This window comes from Streptomyces sp. NPDC017890 (genome assembly GCF_044328675.1).
Lineage (GTDB): Bacteria > Actinomycetota > Actinomycetes > Streptomycetales > Streptomycetaceae > Streptomyces.
Genome location: NZ_JBIRHU010000006.1, coordinates 151780 through 169777, shown reverse-complemented (window position 1 = coordinate 169777; position 17998 = coordinate 151780). Strand labels below are relative to the sequence as shown.

Genomic DNA, 17998 nt, shown 5'->3' with positions numbered 1-17998 from the left:
CACCGTCAGGAACACGGAGAACGGAACTCGGCCGGAAGTGTGCGTTCGGTGAAGGGCTTGTGACGGCTTCGTCACATCGCTGCTGACCGGTGTTCGCGCACGACAGCGCGAGGGTGCGCCCGGGATCCTCCCCGGGCCGGGCCGCCTGCCCTGTGTCCCGGTGGCAATGGCGGATTCCGGGTGCCCGGCGAGCGGCGTCACCGGGGCGCGGTCCCGGGCGAGGGCGTCACGCCGGGGCGAAGACTCCCGCCCGCGCCGCCGCCGCCGCGGCCGCGGCGGCGCGGTCCGCGGTCGCCTCGTCGAGCGGCTCGTCGGTGGTGAGCAGGCGGTAGTACAGGGGGGCGGAGACCGCGCGGACCACCTCGCGGGTGTCGGTGCCCTCGGGCAGTTCACCGCGTTCGACGGCCTGTCGGGCGCAGGGCTCCCACTCGGAGACGCGGACGTCGTAGAAGCGGCGGAGTGCGGCGGCCGCCTGCGCGTCGCAGGTCGCGGCGGCGATCACCGCTCTGAAGAGAGCGCCCTGGCGCGGGTCGGCCAGTGTGCGCTGCACGAGCCGGGCGTTCGCGCGCAGATCGCCGAGCAGGGTGCCCGTCTCCGTGCGGGGCAGGGATTGCTCGGCCATGTCCGCGAGCAGGTCGGCGACCAGGTTGGCCGGGGTTCCCCAGCGTCGGTAGACCGTGGTCCTGCCGACCTCGGCGCGGCGGGCCACGTCCGCGAGGTCGAGGCCGGCCAGGCCGTGTTCCGCCAGGGCGTCTCCGGCGGCCCGGAGGACCGCGGACCGTACGCGAGCGGTACGTCCGCCCGGGCGGACGGTGCCCGGACCCACACTGTCGGATGTCATAACGGTACTCCGGTTCCATTAGTGACTCGGTTCCTGCTACTCTTCCGACATGTTAACGGAACACAAGTCCCGTTAATGATTGCCGTCTCGTGCACGACGCACACCACCGCGCCGCGACGGGACGTCGGACGAAGGGATGCGGTTGTGGAATACAGGAGACTCGGAGCGTCCGGGCTCATGGTCCCGGCACTGAGCTTCGGCGCCGGTACCTTCGGCGGCCGGGGGGAGCTCTTCGGCGCCTGGGGCAGTACGGACGAGGCGGAGGCGCGCCGGCTCGTCGACATCTGCCTGGAAGCGGGGGTGAACATGTTCGACACCGCCGACGTCTACTCCGGCGGGGCGTCGGAGGAGGTGCTCGGCGCCGCCGTGAAGGGGCGGCGCGACCAGGTGATCATCTCCACCAAGGCCGGACTGCCGATGGGCGACGGCCCGGCCGACGCGGGGACCTCGCGGGCGCGTCTGATCACGGCGGTCGACCAGGCCCTGCGCCGGCTGGACACGGACTACATCGACCTCTTCCAACTGCACGCCTTCGACGCCGGAACCCCGGTCCAGGAGGTGCTCTCCACGCTCGACGACCTCGTACGGGCCGGGAAAATCCGCTACACCGGCGTCTCGAACTTCAGCGGCTGGCAGCTGATGAAGTCCCTGGCCGACGCGGACGCCCGCGGGCATCAGCGTTACGCGGCACACCAGGTCTACTACTCCCTCGTCGGCCGGGACTACGAGTGGGAGCTCATGCCGCTGGGCCTCGACCAGGGCGTCGGAGCCGTCGTCTGGAGTCCGCTCGGGTGGGGGCGGCTCACCGGCCGGATCCGCCGTGGCCGGCCGCTCCCGGCCGGCAGCCGGCTGCACACCACGGCCGACTACGGGCCGCCCGTGGCGGACGAACTCCTCTTCCGGGTGGTCGACACCCTGGACGCCATCGCCGAGGAGACGGGCCGGACCGTGCCCCAGATCGCCATCAACTGGCTGCTGCGGCGCCCGACCGTCTCCTCGGTCATCATCGGCGCCCGCAACGAGGAGCAGCTGCGGCAGAACCTCGGCGCCGTCGGGTGGACCCTGACCGATGACCAGATGGCGAGGCTCGACGCCGCGAGCGCCACAACGGCGCCCTACCCCTACTTCCCCTACGAACGTCAGGAGGGCTTCGCCCGGCTCAACCCCCACCCCTTGCGGCGCGTCGGCGAACCCCGGGACTGACCTGCGTGTTCCGGCGGTGCGGGAGCGGCATTGTCAGTGGCATGCACAAGAATGCGGGCAAGCGAGATCAACACCGGCCGGAGCGGGTAGGCGGTCTCGAGTCCCCTGTCCCGAAAGGCCACCGTCGATGCCGCTTACCGTCGTCCGCACGCAGACCGCCGAACCCCGCGCGACCAACCGCCGCCGGCCCCGTCCGTGCGCCCCGCTGAGCCTCGCCGAGGCCGACGTCCTGCGGATCGTCGCCGACACGCGCACCCCCGTGTTCGTCACCGTGCGCGCGGGCGGGCGGCGCAGATACAGCTACTGGCGGCCGCTGGACTCCGCCACGGGCAGGGGCGGCTGCTACGTGGCGCTGCCCACCGCCGAGTGCGACAAGCTGCACGCCGCCGGCCGGATCACCCTGGGCGACCCGCTGACCGACCCCGCCCGGACCACGTACCGGGTCACGGCAGTCCGGACCCCGGCAGGACCCGCACGCCCCGTGCGGGCCAGGCCGCGCGCGGCGTGAGCACACGGACGGGTACAGGACGGTCGGAGACCGAGCGTGAGGAGGCGCGATGACGAGGACCCACGACACCGGCGACGATGCCGCCGAGGACAGCCTCCTCGAGGGCATGAGGATCGACGAACGCAGGCCGGAGAAGCCCATCCTGCTCAACGCGGAGGGGAGCCCCATCGACACCTGGCGGGAGAACCACCCCTACGACCGCAAGGTGCGCAGGTCGCAGTACGAGCGGCAGAAACGGGTCCTGCAGATCGAACTGCTCAAGATGCAGCGCTGGGCCAAGGAGACCGGGCAGCGGATCGTCGTCCTGTGCGAGGGCCGCGACGCGGCCGGCAAGGGCGGCACCATCCAGCGCTTCACCGAACGCCTCAACCCCCGCGGCGCCCGCGTGGTCGCCCTGGACAAGCCGACCGAGCGGGAGGCGGGACAGTGGTACTTCCAGCGTTACGTGGCCCACCTGCCCGCCCGCGGCGAGATCGTCTTCTTCGACCGCTCCTGGTACAACCGGGCGGGCGTCGAGCGGGTGATGGGCTTCTGCACGGAACCCGAGTACCGCCAGTTCCTCCAGCAGGCCCCACTGTTCGAGCGCCTGCTCACCGACGACGGCATCCTGCTGGTGAAGTACTGGTTCTCCGTGTCCCGGGCCGAGCAGCGGACACGTTTCGCGATCCGCCAGGTCGACCCCGTCCGCCGCTGGAAGCTCTCCCCGACGGACCTCTCGTCACTGGACCGCTGGGACGACTACACAGCGGCCAAGGTCGACATGTTCCGTGCCACCGACACGCCCCACGCACCCTGGACGGTGGTCAAGAACAACGACAAGCGCCGGGGCCGGCTGGAGGCCATGCGCAGTCTCCTGGACCGCTGCGACTATCCGGCCAAGGACCACCGGGCCGTGGGCCGCCCCGACCCCCTGATCGTGGGCGCCGCCGACACCCTGCTCGAAGCCGGCGAGGAACCCGCCGACCTCTCGCCGACACCGCTGACCGGACACGGCGACGGCCCGGGGACCCACCCGGACCGAACGGACTGACGCAAGTCCACCCGTTCACCCGGCCCGGGTGGTCCGCGCGCCGGGGCCGCGGTGCGGGTCAGTGCCTCAGCGACGCCCGGAGCGCGGGGTCCGACGCCGCCCGCCACGCCGAGGGCAGTTCACGCTGCCGGGCGTCGGCCCTCGCCCGTTCCCGGCCGTGCAGCAGGCCCCACGTGAACGCGGACTCTCCCGCCCCGTGGGCCGACACCGCCAGCCCCCGCAGGGTGTCCTGGGCGACGACGGCGTCCTGGTGGTCCCCGAGCAGTTTCTGCACCGCCTTGGCACGCTTGCCGAGGCGGGTGACGGGCTTGCCGAGTGCCGGACGCGCGACCTCGGCCGCGTAGCGGACCTTCTTGGCCGCCTTGCGCGCCTGGTGCAGCGCCGCGTCCCGGGACTGCCCCGCCGGCTGCTCCAGCGCGTGGCCCATACGCCCGGCGAGGCGGTCGTACTCCTTGAGAACGGCCCTGGCCATGACCCGGCCCGGCTTCCCCGCGGCCTTGGCACGCAGCGGCGGCCGCCGCACCAGTGCGTCCAGCGCGTCCAGGAGACGCAGATAGCGGGGTGAGGCCAGGGCCTCCCGCGTCCGCGTCCGTGTCTCGTCGCCCTGGGACACCTCCCACACCCGCAGCCGGGCGGCGACGGGACCGAGCACCAGGTCGTCGGGCAGTTCCTCCAGCGCGGCGCCGACGCGTTCGCGCAGCACCTCCTGGTCCCGCTCGACCCCCAGCTCACCCGCGAGCCACCGCAGCTCCGCGCGCACGGGATCGGTGACCCGCCGGTCGAGCACCGACCGGTACGAGCGCAGGCAACCGCGCAGGCGACGGCACGTGACCCGCATCTGGTGCACCCCGTCGGGCAGATCACGGCGGACCGCCGGATCCAGCGCCACCAGGATGCCGACCTGCTCCCGCAGATAGGCGACCACATACGCGCCGGGCGACCCGGGGGTCACCCCGTCCGAGGTCGGGCGCCGCCCCGTCTGCCGGCCCCCGGCCCCCGTCTCCCGCAGAGCCCGGACGAGCTTGGACGGGCTGTCGGACCGGGTGATCCCCTTCTTGCGGAGCTTCTTCTCCACGGTGTCCAACAGCCCGGCGTGAACCCCGTCGGCGAGTTCGACCTCCAGCTCGCTCCACTCGGCGTGGCCGTCACCGGCCTCCAGCGACTCGGCGCGCACCTCGTCGAGGCTCAGCTCGGCCAGCACGCCGCCCTCGGCGTCGCGCAGGTGCCGCACGGAGCGGGTGGACCGGATCCGTACGACGGGTCGCAGCTCCGCGCCCCGTGTGCGGGACCGGACGAGCTCGCGCAGCGCCTCGGGCACCTCGTCCGACAGCGGAGCCCGCACCTCCTCCCGGCTGTCGCCGGTGAGCGGCAGCTTCAGGTGCCAGCCGGCGTCCGCTCCGCCCGTCCGCCGGCGCAACGTGGCCGACGCGCCGGCCAGCCGCAGATCCGCGGTGTCGTGGTACACCGCGTCCAGTTCCTCGTGCCGGGCCGCGGTGACCGAGGCGACGGGACCGACACCGGTGAGGTCCGGCAGCCCGTCGGCGCCGGAGGAGGACGGCTCGTACTTTCGCTCTGTCTCGCGCTTGGACTGGGTCATGTTGTGTCCCTGGACGCTATCCGCCGGATCAAACCCCGTTAGCCGTGGAGAGCCACGCTGCCGGCCCCGGCTCACGGGAGACCGCGGTGGTGCGAAAGCGCGCCCGGTAGGCCGTGGGCGCGACACCCAGGCTGCTCCTGAATACCCGGCGCATCGATTCCGAGGAACCGAAGCCCGACCAGTCCGCCACCGCCCGCGATGTCGTCGTTGCCGCCTTCGAGCAGCGCCTGAGCGCACTCCAGCCGTACGGACTCCAGGTACCGGCCGGTCGTCATCCCGGTCTCGGCGCGGAAGAGCCGCCGCAACTGCCGGGCGCTGACCCTCGCGCCGCGCGCCAGGGACTCGAGGCCGTGCGGAGCGGACGGGCCGACGGCCATGGCGTCCATCACGGCCCGCACCATCGGGTGCCCTGCCTCCCGCAGGGTCAGGCGTGCGCTGAACCCCGCCGAAGGAGTACACCCGGCGCGAGTGGTGGTAGATCAGCTCGCTCGTGGTGACCCGCACCAGCTCGGACCCCTCCAGGGCCGGCTTCGTGTCCCGGACACGAAGCCGGCCCTGGAGGGGTCGTCGTTCGTCATCGCCGACCGCCTGTTCCCCGGTCGCCGGCGTCTCCTGCAGCCGTGTCCAGTCTGCGCAGCGCGGATGGTGAGCGCCATGGCCGTCCGGCCGTACGACCCACAGATGCGGACATGGGCCGCCGGTCCTAGTCGCCGGCCACGAGCCAGGGGCGCGGATCGGTGTAGTACCCGTCGAGCACGACCTCGAAGTGCAGGTGGGGGCCGGTGGACAGACCGGTGGAGCCGACCCGTCCGATCGGCGTGCCGGCCTCGACCGCCTGCCCGACGGCAGCCTCCAGCGACGACAGGTGACTGTAGGTCGTCTCCAGCCGTTTGCCCTCGATGGTCCCGTGGTCGATCACCATGCGGTTGCCGTACGCGGTGGTCAGCGCGGCGAACACGACGCGGCCCTGCCGGGCGGCGACGACCTGCGCGCCCTGGGGCGCGGCGAAGTCCACGCCGGTGTGCAGCTTGGTCACTCCGGTCAGCGGGTGCTCCCGTGAGCCGTAGGGCGAGGTGATGGTGAGCGGGCTCACCGGAGCCGCCAGGAGCGCGCCGGACGGCCCGCCCGCGCCGCCGCCCGAGTCGGCCCGGTCGAGTGCCTCGTACCGCGGGCGCAGGGCCGCGACCTCGGCGAGATAGGTCTCGGCCGTCGGAGGTACGCGCCCCGCCTTCGTCACGGCGTCCGTCCCCGACGAGTACGCGGCGAGCATCAGATCGACGAGGTCCCCGTTGACCCGGCCCTCGGTGCGCAGTTCGGTCACCTTCTCGGCCAGGGAGCAGTCCCGCCGGCCGAGCGCCATGATCGCGTCCGCCGGGTCGCGGGGTGAGGACTGCCCGTTGCCGTCGTCGTCCTTGCCCCAGGTCCGCCACTCGGTGTCGGTGAAGGCGGCGATGCCCTTCTGGCCGGAGAGCGCGTCCGTGTCGTCGCTCCAGCCGGAGAGCTGGTCGATCTGGGCGGCGAGTACCGACGGCTCGAGGAGCGTGCACGCCGAGGCAGCCTTGCGCAGCCAGGGGACGTAGGAGGGGTCGATGTCGACGGCCGCGGCCTGGTCCGTGTCGGAGTCCTCGGGCCATGGGGACGGCATGCCGCCCGTCAGCGCGAGGAACGTGGCCACGCCGGTGATGGTCACCAGGCCCGGTAGCAGAAGCAGTGTGAAAGGACCGGGCCCGCGGCGCTTCCGCTTCCGCTCCGGTTGGCCCGGCTGCTCCGGCTGCTCCGGCTGATCGTGCTGTTCTGGCTGATCCTGCCGTTCTGGCTGTTCCGGCTGTCGATCGTCCGTGTCTTCGGCCGCTTCCGCAACGGTCAGCCGTTCGTCGTTCACCCGGGCGCTCGCCGGGACCTGATGCTCACGAAGGGAAGGTAACGCCCCGTTTCGTGGGCGTCAGGAGCCCTTGAGGCAGAAGGGGATGCCCGAACGGGCAGGGCCGACGGCGTCCGACGGCCCGGGGCGTCCGCACAAAGGTCCTCTCCTGACCGTTGACCGCGGAGGAGACGAGAACTACGTTGCCGAACTAGCAGAAAGTTAATGGACAGATAGTTCAGTAACGAGCCTGGAGTCGCTGTGGTCGTTCGCCCTCTCCTGTCCCGACGTCCCCGGGTCCGACAGGCTCCGGAGCAACCGGCGTACGACCGGTCCCGCGCCTGGCTGATACTCGTGATGGTCGTCGCCTTCATGATGATCAACTACGCGGACAAGTCCGTCCTGGGCCTCGCCGCGGTCCCGCTGATGGACGAACTCGGCATCGACAAGAGCACCTACGGACTGATCTCCAGCGCCTTCTACGCGCTGTTCAGCGTCTCCGGCCTGGTCGTCGGACTCCTGTCCGCCCGCTGGTCGACGCGCACCCTCCTGCTGGTCATGGCCGCCCTGTGGGCGGTCGCGCAACTGCCGGCCCTGGCGGCGTCCGTACCCGCCCTGATCGCGGCACGGCTGCTGCTGGGGGCCGCGGAGGGACCCGCCGCGTCCATGTCCATGCACGCCCTCTACGCCTGGTTCCCGCCGGGCCGGCGCGGGATGCCCTCGGCCCTGCAGATCGGGGGTGCGGCCCTGGGCACCGCCGTCTCGGCCCCGTTGCTGACCTGGCTCATCGTGAATCTCGGCTGGCGCTCGGCCTTCATCGCCCTGGCGATCACCAGCGCCACGTGGTGCCTCGTCTGGTACGCGGTCGGCAAGGACGGTCCGTACGGCGGTGCGGCGGGCGCCGCGGGCGCCGTGGGTGAGGCGGACGCGGGCTCGCCGCCGGCGCGGAAGGCCGGGGCGCGCGACGGTGCCCCTCCCGCCGGGGGCGCGCCGGCACCCCCACTGTCGCGGCTGCTGCTCAGCGGCACCGTCGTGGGCGGCGTCCTCAGCGCCTTCGGCTCGCACTGGGCGCTCGCGATGTCCAGCGCCTGGCTGCCGGTCTACCTGCAGACGCAGCTCGGCATGGCCGCGACCAGCGCGTCCGTCACCATCAGCGCCGTCTCTGCGTTCAGCCTGGTCCTGCTGCTGACCGTCCCGGCCTTCGTCGACCGGCGCAAACGGCGCGGCCGCCCGGGCCGGGCCATCGACGGATTCGCCCAGGGCCTGGCGGTCCTGGTCTCCGGCGCGGCGCTCGCCCTGCTGCCCTTCGCCGAGCAGCGTCCGCTGCAACTGGTCCTGGTGGCGCTCGCCTTCGCCTGTCACGCGGTCGCGCTGCCCCTGCACTACGTCACCACGGCGGCCGTCGTGCCCGCGGCCCGGCGTGGCGCGGTCTTCGGGGTGGTCGCGGCGACCGGCACGCTGCCGGGCATGTTCGTGCCCTACCTCACCGGCCGCCTCGTGGACGGCGCGGCCTCCGAGGCCACGGGGTACTCGATCGCCTTCCTGCTGTCCGCCGTCGTGATGGCCGTGTGCGGTGCGGTGGCGATGGCCGCGATCCGTCCGCAGCGCGACGCCCGCGCCCTCGGCGGTGAGGGGTGAGGAGCGAGGGCCGAAGGGGGCGGCCGGGTCGCGGTCAGGCCGGCCGGTCGAAGCCCGTGGCCCAGTAGCGGCCGCGCAGGGCGAGGTCGAGCAGCATGCGGACCACCTCCTCGGCCGGCATCGGCGGCGCCTCGTGCTCCACCCACCACTGGAGCACCGACACCTGCTCGCCGACCCAGACCCGGGCCAGCAGGTCGGCGTCGATGCGCGGTTTGACGTCGTTGCGCTCGGACCGGCCCCGGAACTCCTCGGCGGCGACCCGGGCGCACGCCTCGGTGAACATCCGCAGCGGCTTGCCGTCCCCCTCGCCCCGCAGCACGATCCGGTACAGGTCACGCTCCTGCAGTGCGTGACGCAGCATCTCCAGCACCGGCTTGCCGGTGAAGCCGACCGCGGTCTCCGCCATCGCCGGGCGCAGCCGTTCGTCGAGTTCGTCGAGCAGTTCGCGGGTGACCCGGGCGAACAGCTCGTCCTTGTCGCGGAAGTGGCTGTAGAACGTCGCCCGCGCCACGTCCGCGCGCTGGGTGATGTCCTCGACGCTCAGCGCCGTGAAGCCCCTTTCCAGGACGAGTCCCACGAGTGCGTCGCGCAGTGCCCTGCGCGTCTTGCGGATGCGTCGGTCCTCGGCCATCCCCGTTGTCCGTCTCCCTGTCCGGTTCCGTCCGGTCACTGACCGGCCTTCCAGGCCCGGTGGTACATGTCCGCCCGGGCGGCGGCCAGTCTACGTACTCTTGACAGGCGATGTGTTACCGAACAGTCTGTCTGGAAACATTCACCTAGTTCAAGGGTGAAGTCGTGTCACCGCCTGCCCGGCGACCACGCACCGTCAACCGCCCCCACCCGCACAGGAGTCCGTCGTTGAATCTCGGCATCTACCTCACACGCAGCGCCCGTCACCGGCCGCAGCACCCCGCCCTGGTCTGCGGCGACCGGACCTGGAGCTACGCCCGCCTGGAGGAGCGCGCCAACCGGCTGGCCTCCGCGCTCGTCCGGCGGGGGCTGGGGCCCGACGACGCCGTGGCCTGTCTCGCCTGGAACCGGGGTGAGCTGGTCGAGGTGGAGTTCGCCCTGTACAAGGCCGGGCTGATCCGGGTACCGGTCAACGCCCGGCTGGGCCGCGGCGAGATCGAGCACATCCTGCGCGACGCCCCCGTCCGCGTCCTCGTCTTCGACGAGGCGCACCGCGAGGACGCCCTGGCGGCCCTGGCGGCGGCCGGCACCGACTGCCTTCCGATCACGCTGGACGCGCCGGCGCCCACCCGGCGGGCCCACGGCGCACCACTGTCGTACGACGACCTGCTCGCCGGAGGCGACCCGGCGCCCGTGGCCGTGGACACCGCCGAGGACGCCCCCGCCGTTCTCAACTTCACCTCGGGCTCCACCGGTTCACTGAAGGCGGCGGTGCAGACCTTCGGCAACCGGCTCGCCAACATGCGCAAAACCCTGATGAACGACGAGTCGCGCCCCCGCCCCGACACCCGCTACCTGGCCTGCGGCCCCATCACGCACGCCACCGGCATGGTCCTGCTGGCCGGAGTCTTCGGCGGCTCCACCACGCACGTGCTGCCGAACTGGAGCCCGCAGGCGTTCTGGGACACCGTGGAACGCGAACGCATCACCGCCACCTTCCTGGTCCCGGCGATGCTCAACGCGGTGCTCGCCCACCCGGGCGCCGCCGAGCGCGACCTGTCCAGCCTCACCAGCGTCCGCGTCGGCGGAGCGCCCGTCTCGCCGCAGCGGCTGCGCGACGCCGTCGCCCTGTTCGGCCCCGTGGTCGCCCAGGGCTACGGCCTGGCCGAGACGACCAGCGTGGTGGCCGGCCTGTCCGGCGCCGACATCGCCCGCGCTGTCACCGACGACCCCGAACTCCTCCAGTCCTGCGGCCGGGCCGCCTACGACACCGAGGTCAGAGTCGTCGACGAACACGGGAACTCGCTCCCGCCCCGCGAGGTCGGCGAGATCATCGTGCGCGGACCCGACTGCGTCCGCCGCTACTGGCGGGCCCCCGAACTCTCCGCCCAGACCTTCCGCGACGGCTGGGTGCACACCGGTGACCTGGCCTGGATGCGCGAGGACGGCTACCTGTTTCTCGTCGACCGCAAGAAGGACATGATCATCTCCGGCGGTTTCAACATCTACAGCACCGAGGTCGAGACCGCCCTGTACGAGCACCCCGCCGTACAGGAGGCCTGCGTGATCGGCGTCCCGGACGAGAAGTGGGGCGAGGCGGTCAAGGCCGTCGTCGTCACCCGGCCCGGAACCCTGGTCACCGCCGAGGAGCTGGCCGACTTCTGCGCCCTGCGCCTGGACCGCTTCAAGAAGCCCCGATCGGTCGACTTCGTCGGCGAACTGCCGCACAACCGCAACGGCAAGCTCGACCGCAAGGCCGTCCGCGAACCGTACTGGGCACACGCCACCCGCCGCGTGCACTGAACCGACCGAAGACCCGGAGCACCACACCATGAGCCTCTCCTTCCACCCCGTCCCCGACGACCCGCGCCTCGCCGGCCTCGTCGACCGTCTGCGTACGTACCTGGACGGCGAACTCGCCCAGTACGAGCACGACAACAACATCACCCGCACCTCCCGCCTCACCCGCGCCGACCTGGAACCGGTCTGGAAACGCTGCCGGGAACTCGGCTTCTACGGCATCCACCTCCCCGAGGAGTACGGCGGCCAGGCCCTGACGTACACGCAGCTCGCCGTGCTCAAGGAGGAGGTCGCCGCCTCCGGACGCGTCCTCGGCCACAGCGTCCTCGGCGACATGGGCGGCCCGCTGCGCGCCGGCGACATCCTCCGCCACGCCACCCCCCGACAGCTCGACACCCACCTCCTGCCGCTGGTCCGAGGCGAACGCGCCTGCTGCTTCTCCCTCACCGAGGCGGACGCCGGCTCCGACGTACGCGCCATGCGCACCACCGCCGTCCGGGACGGCGACGGCTACCGGCTCACCGGGCACAAGGTGTTCAGCTCCGCCGGACCGTTCGCCGACTTCGCCATCGTCGTGGCGCGCATGGCCGACACGGAGGAGGACTCCTACTCCGCCTTCCTCGTCGACCTCGACAGCCCCGGGTGCCGGGTCACGGACGGCGCCACGCCCATGTCCGGTGAGCACGTCGAGAGCGACATCGTCCTCGACGACTGCCGGGTGCCCGCCGACAGCCTCCTCGGCGAGGAGGGCAAGGGCCTGCGCATCGCCCTCGGCCGCGTCACCGTCAACCGCCTCCTGCACTGCCCGTCGGCCATCGGCGCCGCTCGCCGCGCGCTCCACCTCACCCGCGACCGCGCCCTCACCCGCACCGTGGGCGGCAAACCCCTGCTCGCCCTCCAGGCCATCCAGCACAAACTCGCCGACATGGCCACCGACCTCTACGCCGCGCGCTCCATGACGTACGCCGCGCTGGCCGCCCTCGACCGCGGCGACGACGTACGCACCGAGGCGTTCATGTGCAAGCTCTTCGTCGCCGAATCCGCCTTCCGCCTCCTCGACGAGGCCGTGCAGATCCACGGCAAGGACGGGCTGACGCAGGGTCACGAGATCGAGTACCTCTTCCGGAAGATGCGCATGTTCCGGGTGCTGACCGGTACCTCGGAGATCCAGCGCAACGGCATCGCCAAGGGCCTCGCCACCCTGGCCTGACCCCGCCCGTACGTCACCGACCCCGAGGAAACCCCCATGCCCGGCACCACTCCCGCCGCTCCCGCCGCCCACGGCCGTCTCCCGGACGGCGACCAGGACCTCGCCGACGCCGACCGCGGGTTCATCGCCCGGCTCCGGCCGGGCGTGGTGCGCGACGCGGCAGGCCGCACCGTCTGGGACGCCGACGCCTACGCGTTCCTGGACGACGACTGCCCGCCCACCGCGCACCCGTCCTTGTGGCGGCAGAGCCGCCTGACCGCGCGTCAGGGCCTGTACGAGGTGGTGCCGGGCGTGTACCAGGTCCGAGGCCTGGACCTGTCCAACATCACCTTCGTCGAGGGCGACCTGGGCGTTCTCGTCATCGACCCGCTGATCAGCACCGAAGTGGCGGCAGCGGCCCTCGCCCTGTACCGGGAGCACCGCGGTGACCGCCCGGTGACCGGGGTGCTCTACACCCACTCGCACATCGACCACTTCGGCGGCGTCCACGGCGTCGCCGACCCCTCGGACGCCGCCGAAGGACGGCTCCCGGTGCTCGCGCCCGCCGGGTTCCTCGCCCACGCGGCCGGCGAGAACGTCATCACCGGCCCCGCGATGGCCCGCCGCTCCGTCTACATGTACGGCACCGCCCTGCCCAAGGGGCCCGCGGGGCAGATCGGCTGCGGCCTCGGCCAGACCACGTCCCTGGGCGGCGTCGGTCTCATCGCCCCCAACCTCGACGTGCGCACCACCGGTCAGACCGAGACCGTCGACGGCATCCGCATGGTCTTCCAGCTCACCCCGGGCACCGAGGCCCCCGCGGAGATGAACATCCACTTCCCCGGACTGCGGCTGCTCTGCGTGGCGGAGAACGCCTGCCACACCCTGCACAACGTCCTCACCCTGCGCGGCGCCCTGGTCCGCGACCCCAGCGCCTGGGCCCGGTACCTCACCGAGACCCTCCGCCTGTTCGCCGACACCACCGACGTGGTCTTCGCCTCACACCACTGGCCCACCTGGGGCCAGGACCGCGCCGTGCGGTTCCTGGAGGAGCAGCGCGACGCCTACGCCTACCTGCACGACCAGTGCGTACGCCTCATCAACGCCGGGCACACCGGCGCCGAGATCGCGGAGCGACTGCGCTTCCCGCCCGCGCTGGAGCAACGCACGCACATCGGCGGCCACTACGGCTCCCTCAGTCACAACGCCAAGGCCGTCTACCAGCGCTACATGGGCTGGTTCGACGGCAACCCCGCCCACCTGTGGCAGCACCCGCCCCGCGAAGCCGCCCTGCGCTACACCGAGTTCATGGGCGGCGCCGACGCCGTGGTCACCAAGGCCCGCGCCTCCTGGGACCGCGGCGACCTGCGCTGGGTCGCCGAGGTACTGAACCACGTCCTGTTCGCCGACCCCGACCACGCCGAGGCCCGTTCCCTTCAGGCCGCCACCTTCGAACGGCTCGGTCACGGCTCCGAGTGCGGCCCCTGGCGCAACTTCTACCTCACCGGCGCCGCCGAACTGCGGGGCGGAGTCCTCGAAGCCCCGGGCCGCGGAGCGTCCGGCATCATCAGCGCGCTGACCGCGGAGCAGATCTTCCAGTCCATGGCCGTACGCATCGACGGCCCCCGCGCCGCCGAGGCCGGACGCCTCCTCCTGCGCTGGGAGATCACCGACGACACGAGTGACGCCCCCGACGCCTGGACCCTGCTGCTGTCCAACGGCGCGCTCACCCCGATGCCCGGCGACGCCCCCCGCGGCGAGAGCCCCCACCTCACCCTGCGCCTGACCCGAGCCACGCTCGACGCGGTCACCGGCCGCACGACCACGTTCGCCGACGCCATCGCGGCCGGCGAGATCACCACGGCCGGCGACATCGCGGCCCTGGCCACCCTGGGCAGCCTCATGGAACGCCCCGACCCGCGATTCCCGATCGTCACCCCGTGATCCACCGGCATGGCCTACAATCCCCGCCATGGGCGTCTCCTGAACCGACCGCACGGTCCGCAGCCATCCGCCCGGCAGACGCCGGGCGTCGATCCATCGTGCCCGCGCGTTCACTCGGGAGACAGTCACACCATGCCCGTTCACTCCGCCTGCCCCGCCCTGGACGACCGCATCGCCCGCCTGCGGCAGCTCGCCCAGACCGAACCCCGCCTCGAAGGTGTCCTCCTCTACGGCTCCTGGACGGTCGGCGAAGCCGACGCCCACTCCGACATCGAGGCCTACCTCTACGTCGAGGACAAGCACCTCGACGACTTCGACGCCCGGGCGTTCCTCGGCCGGCTCGCCCCGCTCCGGCTGGCGTACACCAACATGTACGGCATCCTCGCCGTCGTCTTCGACGACCTGATGCGCGGTGAGTTCCACATCACACCGGCCGGATCCGGCATCGACGAGGTCCCGACCTGGGAGGGCATGGTGCACCTGCCCCGCCCCGAGGCCGCCGTCCTGCTGGACCGCACCGGCCGCCTCACCCGGGCCGCCCGGCGCCTGGCCGCGTTCCGCCCGCCCGAGCCCGCTCGCACCGCGCAGCAGCTCACCGACGAACTGGCCAACTGGACCCTGATGCTGGCCCACGTCCTGGCCCGCGGCGAAGTGGCCCGCGCCCACAACCTGCTGCACGGCGTCGTCGCGCCGCAGCAACTGCAGCTCTGCCGGCTCCTGCGCGACAGCACCGCACACTGGCTGACCCCCAGCCGGGCACTGGAACAGGACCTGCCCGCAGCCGACGTCGACCGCTACACCTCCACCACCGCCGCCGCCCGCGAGGACGAGGTACGCGTGGCGGCCCGCAACAGCTGGCGGTGGAGCCGGGAGCTGAGCGCCGAGGCAGTCGAGCGCTGGGCCGTCCGGGTGCCGCAGACACTCCACGAGCAGATCGCGGAGCTGCTGGCGGCGGACCGCCGGACCTGACCCGTCACGTCCCCGCCCTCGGCAGGACGTGGACGCCACGGATCACGAGGGCGGGGTGGGGCGGACGGCGAGGACCGCGATGTCGTCGGCGCTGTCCGCCCCCAGGCCGATCAGCAGCTCGTCGCAGAACGTGTCGAGGGGCTCGTGGGCCAGGTCGGCCGCGTGCCGGCGCAGCCGGTCGAAGGCGTCGTCGAGGGATTCGTCGCGGCGCTCGATGAGGCCGTCGGTGTACAGCAGCAGTGTCGAGTGGGCGGGCAGCGTGTGGCCGGCCGTGGGCCGGGGCACGTCGGGATCCATACCGAGGAGCAGGCCCGCGCCGTCATCGAGGTAACGGGTCTCGCCCTCCCGGGTGGTCAGCAGGGGCGGCAGATGACCTGCGGAGGAGTGCTTCAGCTCCCAGGGGCCGTGTGCGGGGCCCTTGATCAGGCCGTAGACGCAGGTGGCGGTGGCCTCCCGGTGGAGACTGTGGTTCGCCAGATCCAGGCGGCGCAGCACCTCCGCGGGCGGCTCCTGACGGTCCACGGCGATGCCGCGGAGCATGCTGCGCAGCTGGCTCATGGCGATGGCCGCGTCGAGATTGTGCCCCGTGACGTCACCGATGATCACGGCGGTGCCCCCTCTGGGCAGGACGAAACTGTCGTACCAGTCCCCGCCCACCTGCGCGGTGGTCGAGGAGGCGGCGTAGCGGGCGGCCAGCTGCAGACCCTCCACGTCCGGCAGCACCGGCAGCAGGGAGCGCTGGAGCCGTTCCGCGATGGAGCGGGTCTCCTGGTACAGACGGGCGTTGTCCACCCCGAGCGCCAGGCTGTGGACCAGGTCGTCGACCAGGGCCAGGTCCTCTTCGGTGAACGGCCGCCCGCCCGGCTCACGGGTCAGGGTCAGGGCGCCGAAGATCTTGCGGCGGGCCCGCAGCGGAGCGACGACGGCGCTGCCCGCCCCGAGCCCACGGAACAGTTCGAGGTAGTTCCGGTCCAGCGCGCTCTCCGCCCGGTCCGGCGGCGGAGCGTCGGTGAGCAGCAGAGGCCCCGCGCCGCGCAGCACACGGGCCAGCGGTCCGCGCGACTCCTCGGAGACCGCCGGGAGTCTGCCCTCGTACGCCGCGGGGCGCAGACCACGGGGGTCCCGGTGCACGACGCAGACCCGGTCCACCTGGGCGTGCTCGGTGAACAGGTCCACCACGCACCAGTCGGCCAGCCGCCGCGTCAGGAGCCGGCCGGCGCACCGCAGCCCCTCGTCCAGGTCCAGCGTGTTGCTGAGCTCAGCCCCCAGGTCGGCCAGGAGGGACAGCCTGTTCAGCGCCGACATGCCGCGTTCGGCACCGCTCGACCTGCGGCCGGTCTCCGGGGCGGCCGGTGCCCGGCCTCCGTAGGGCACCCGGGCCGCCGCCTGCCGGTGTCCGCCGGGAGTCTTCGGCACCTCGAGGGGCGTGGTAGCCCGCGGAGTGAGCTGGGCGACGAACACGGTGCGGCCGTCGGCCGTCTCCTGCGTCTGGATGTACAGCCGGACCGGTACCAGCCCGCCGTCACGGCGCAGCGCCGGGAGCGGCACGGAGCGGCCCACGATGCGGGTGCGACCGGTGAGCAGCATCGAGGTGAACGCCGCCGTGTGCCGTCGGCGCAGGTGTTCGGGGATGAGCGTGGTGAGCCTGCGCCCGACGAGGTCGTCCGGTCCCCAGCCCAACAGGTCCGCCGCCGGCCCGTTCGCCGCGATGATCCGGTTCCCGTCGTCGGCGGCGATGGTCGGAATCCTGCTGCTCCGTACCTGACCGGCGTCCCACGGCACGACCTCGGCGGAGCTGACCTCCGGTTCGCGGGGCATCACGGTCCACGCGGTGGGGTGGCCCCCGGTCAGCTGCCCCACGATCTGGTCGAAGAGCCAGTCCTGGAAGGCACGGCTGCGCGGCAGCGCCGGCAGCGTGAGCAGCCGTTCCTCCCGGGCCCGCTCCTCGGCCAGGTCGAGCACGCGCCGCAGGGCTCGTACCGCGGGTGCGGCGTCGGCCGGCAGCGGCAGGAACAGGGAACGGAGATCGGACTCGGGGAGCGGTTCCTCCACCGCGGCCGTCGCGCAGGCACTGATCACGCTGTTGATGTCGTTGGCGGCCGTGAGGTCTTCGGGCGACACTCCGAGGAGATCTCCGGCGGACGCGGCGAGAGTCAGCTCGCGCAGCACCGTGTGCCGGTGCTGCCGGCACGCCGAGTCCAGGGCGCCCGGCACGTCGACGAGCGTCACCGTCCGGTGGGAGGCGCACGGCGGCACGCCGGTCTCCCACCCGGGCGACGGCGGTGGCGGACCGTCGGGCCACAGCTCGAACCACACGGTTTTGTGCTCGTCATCGGCGTCGACCCCGTACCGCGAGGCAAGCTGCTCCACCAGTGCCAGCCCCTGTCCCGTACCGGCGTACGGCGGGCAGTACTGCGGCACCAGCCCCCGGCTCGGCCGACGGTCGACGACCCGAACGCGCACCCGGCCGCCGTGGCGCGACACCGCTACCTCGACCTCGGTGCGTGCGTGCAGCACCGCGTTGGTGACCAGCTCGCTGACCAGAAGCTGAGCGGTGTCCACCAGGTCCGAGGTGACGCCGTCCAGAGAGGCCCGCACGAACCGCCGAGCCGACGCCGCGCTCACCGGCATCTGCGCGAATCGCCGTGACACCGCCGCCGGCGGATCGAGGTAGCCCATGGCACCAGTGTGTGCCCCGCACGGTGGGCCTCGCAGCGCGCCATGCGCGCGCGCCCCGGCGGGATGGCCTTGAAGTGGGCCGGTCGGGTGAGGCCTTCGGGTGGCTCAG

14 protein-coding genes are annotated in these 17998 nt (G+C 72.5%); 8 read left to right on the top strand and 6 right to left on the bottom strand.

Annotated features, from left to right (window positions below):
* Positions 1-226: 226 nt before the first annotated feature.
* Positions 227-841, bottom strand: coding sequence for a TetR/AcrR family transcriptional regulator (locus tag ACH4F2_RS10170; protein WP_398132238.1), 615 nt, complete (start codon positions 839-841; stop codon positions 227-229).
* 144 nt (positions 842-985) lie between these two features.
* On the opposite strand from ACH4F2_RS10170, the gene ACH4F2_RS10165 reads away from it, so the two are divergent.
* The 3 genes from ACH4F2_RS10165 (at position 986) to ppk2 (ending at position 3582) form a co-directional block, all read left to right on the top strand.
* Positions 986-2044 carry an aldo/keto reductase gene (locus ACH4F2_RS10165; protein ID WP_398132237.1) on the top strand — a complete coding sequence of 353 codons (1059 nt, stop codon included), beginning with the start codon at positions 986-988 and terminating at the stop codon, positions 2042-2044.
* A 127-nt stretch (positions 2045-2171) separates the two neighbouring features.
* The gene (locus ACH4F2_RS10160; protein WP_398132236.1) at positions 2172-2552 is read left to right on the top strand and encodes a hypothetical protein; all 381 of its coding nucleotides are present in this window, start codon (positions 2172-2174) and stop codon (positions 2550-2552) included.
* Between the two features lie 49 nt (positions 2553-2601).
* A complete protein-coding gene (ppk2, locus tag ACH4F2_RS10155; protein WP_398132235.1) occupies positions 2602-3582 on the top strand; it encodes a polyphosphate kinase 2 in 981 nt (326 codons plus the stop codon).
* A gap of 58 nt (positions 3583-3640) precedes the next feature.
* Here the strand turns inward: ppk2 and ACH4F2_RS10150 are convergent, their stop codons facing one another.
* The 3 genes from ACH4F2_RS10150 to ACH4F2_RS10140 all read right to left on the bottom strand — a co-directional run bounded on the left by ACH4F2_RS10150 (position 3641) and on the right by ACH4F2_RS10140 (position 7061).
* The gene (locus ACH4F2_RS10150) at positions 3641-5179 is read right to left on the bottom strand and encodes a CHAD domain-containing protein (protein WP_398132234.1); all 1539 of its coding nucleotides are present in this window, start codon (positions 5177-5179) and stop codon (positions 3641-3643) included.
* Positions 5180-5250: 71 nt separating this feature from the next.
* The gene (locus ACH4F2_RS10145) at positions 5251-5565 is read right to left on the bottom strand and encodes a helix-turn-helix domain-containing protein (RefSeq protein ID WP_398132233.1); all 315 of its coding nucleotides are present in this window, start codon (positions 5563-5565) and stop codon (positions 5251-5253) included.
* Between the two features lie 317 nt (positions 5566-5882).
* The gene (locus ACH4F2_RS10140) at positions 5883-7061 is read right to left on the bottom strand and encodes a M23 family metallopeptidase (RefSeq protein ID WP_398132232.1); all 1179 of its coding nucleotides are present in this window, start codon (positions 7059-7061) and stop codon (positions 5883-5885) included.
* 336 nt (positions 7062-7397) lie between these two features.
* Here ACH4F2_RS10140 and ACH4F2_RS10135 point away from each other — a divergent pair, with 336 nt between their 5' ends.
* Positions 7398-8678, top strand: a complete 1281-nt coding sequence (locus tag ACH4F2_RS10135) for an MFS transporter (RefSeq protein WP_398132231.1) — start codon at positions 7398-7400, stop codon at positions 8676-8678.
* A 34-nt stretch (positions 8679-8712) separates the two neighbouring features.
* On the opposite strand, the gene ACH4F2_RS10130 is transcribed toward ACH4F2_RS10135, so the two are convergent.
* A complete protein-coding gene (locus tag ACH4F2_RS10130) occupies positions 8713-9309 on the bottom strand; it encodes a TetR/AcrR family transcriptional regulator (protein ID WP_398132230.1) in 597 nt (198 codons plus the stop codon).
* A 227-nt stretch (positions 9310-9536) separates the two neighbouring features.
* On the opposite strand from ACH4F2_RS10130, the gene ACH4F2_RS10125 reads away from it, so the two are divergent.
* The 4 genes from ACH4F2_RS10125 to ACH4F2_RS10110 all read left to right on the top strand — a co-directional run bounded on the left by ACH4F2_RS10125 (position 9537) and on the right by ACH4F2_RS10110 (position 15210).
* Entirely contained in the window at positions 9537-11111 is a 1575-nt protein-coding gene (locus ACH4F2_RS10125; protein WP_398132229.1) for a class I adenylate-forming enzyme family protein, read from the top strand.
* Between the two features lie 28 nt (positions 11112-11139).
* Positions 11140-12318 (top strand): acyl-CoA dehydrogenase family protein, encoded by a 1179-nt coding sequence (locus ACH4F2_RS10120; RefSeq protein WP_398132228.1) that lies wholly within the window; start codon positions 11140-11142, stop codon positions 12316-12318.
* Positions 12319-12354: 36 nt separating this feature from the next.
* The gene (locus tag ACH4F2_RS10115; protein ID WP_398132227.1) at positions 12355-14241 is read left to right on the top strand and encodes an alkyl/aryl-sulfatase; all 1887 of its coding nucleotides are present in this window, start codon (positions 12355-12357) and stop codon (positions 14239-14241) included.
* A 132-nt stretch (positions 14242-14373) separates the two neighbouring features.
* Positions 14374-15210, top strand: coding sequence for a nucleotidyltransferase domain-containing protein (locus ACH4F2_RS10110; RefSeq protein ID WP_398132226.1), 837 nt, complete (start codon positions 14374-14376; stop codon positions 15208-15210).
* A 42-nt stretch (positions 15211-15252) separates the two neighbouring features.
* Here ACH4F2_RS10110 and ACH4F2_RS10105 read toward each other — a convergent pair whose 3' ends face one another.
* Positions 15253-17889: a SpoIIE family protein phosphatase gene (locus ACH4F2_RS10105; protein WP_398132225.1), complete on the bottom strand. Its 2637-nt coding sequence runs from the start codon at positions 17887-17889 to the stop codon at positions 15253-15255.
* Positions 17890-17998 lie beyond the last annotated feature (109 nt).

What these genes read in the sequence shown, in the direction of transcription:
- ACH4F2_RS10170 (WP_398132238.1), bottom strand. Translation starts at nt 841, where the DNA reads ATGACATCCGACAGTGTGGGTCCGGGCACCGTCCGCCCGGGCGGACGT.
- ACH4F2_RS10160 (WP_398132236.1), top strand. Translation starts at nt 2,172, where the DNA reads ATGCCGCTTACCGTCGTCCGCACGCAGACCGCCGAACCCCGCGCGACC.
- ppk2 (WP_398132235.1), top strand. Translation starts at nt 2,602, where the DNA reads ATGACGAGGACCCACGACACCGGCGACGATGCCGCCGAGGACAGCCTC.
- ACH4F2_RS10150 (WP_398132234.1), bottom strand. Translation starts at nt 5,179, where the DNA reads ATGACCCAGTCCAAGCGCGAGACAGAGCGAAAGTACGAGCCGTCCTCC.
- ACH4F2_RS10145 (WP_398132233.1), bottom strand. Translation starts at nt 5,565, where the DNA reads ATGGACGCCATGGCCGTCGGCCCGTCCGCTCCGCACGGCCTCGAGTCC.
- ACH4F2_RS10135 (WP_398132231.1), top strand. Translation starts at nt 7,398, where the DNA reads ATGGTCGTCGCCTTCATGATGATCAACTACGCGGACAAGTCCGTCCTG.
- ACH4F2_RS10130 (WP_398132230.1), bottom strand. Translation starts at nt 9,309, where the DNA reads ATGGCCGAGGACCGACGCATCCGCAAGACGCGCAGGGCACTGCGCGAC.
- ACH4F2_RS10120 (WP_398132228.1), top strand. Translation starts at nt 11,140, where the DNA reads ATGAGCCTCTCCTTCCACCCCGTCCCCGACGACCCGCGCCTCGCCGGC.
- ACH4F2_RS10115 (WP_398132227.1), top strand. Translation starts at nt 12,355, where the DNA reads ATGCCCGGCACCACTCCCGCCGCTCCCGCCGCCCACGGCCGTCTCCCG.
- ACH4F2_RS10110 (WP_398132226.1), top strand. Translation starts at nt 14,374, where the DNA reads ATGCCCGTTCACTCCGCCTGCCCCGCCCTGGACGACCGCATCGCCCGC.
- ACH4F2_RS10105 (WP_398132225.1), bottom strand. Translation starts at nt 17,889, where the DNA reads ATGGGCTACCTCGATCCGCCGGCGGCGGTGTCACGGCGATTCGCGCAG.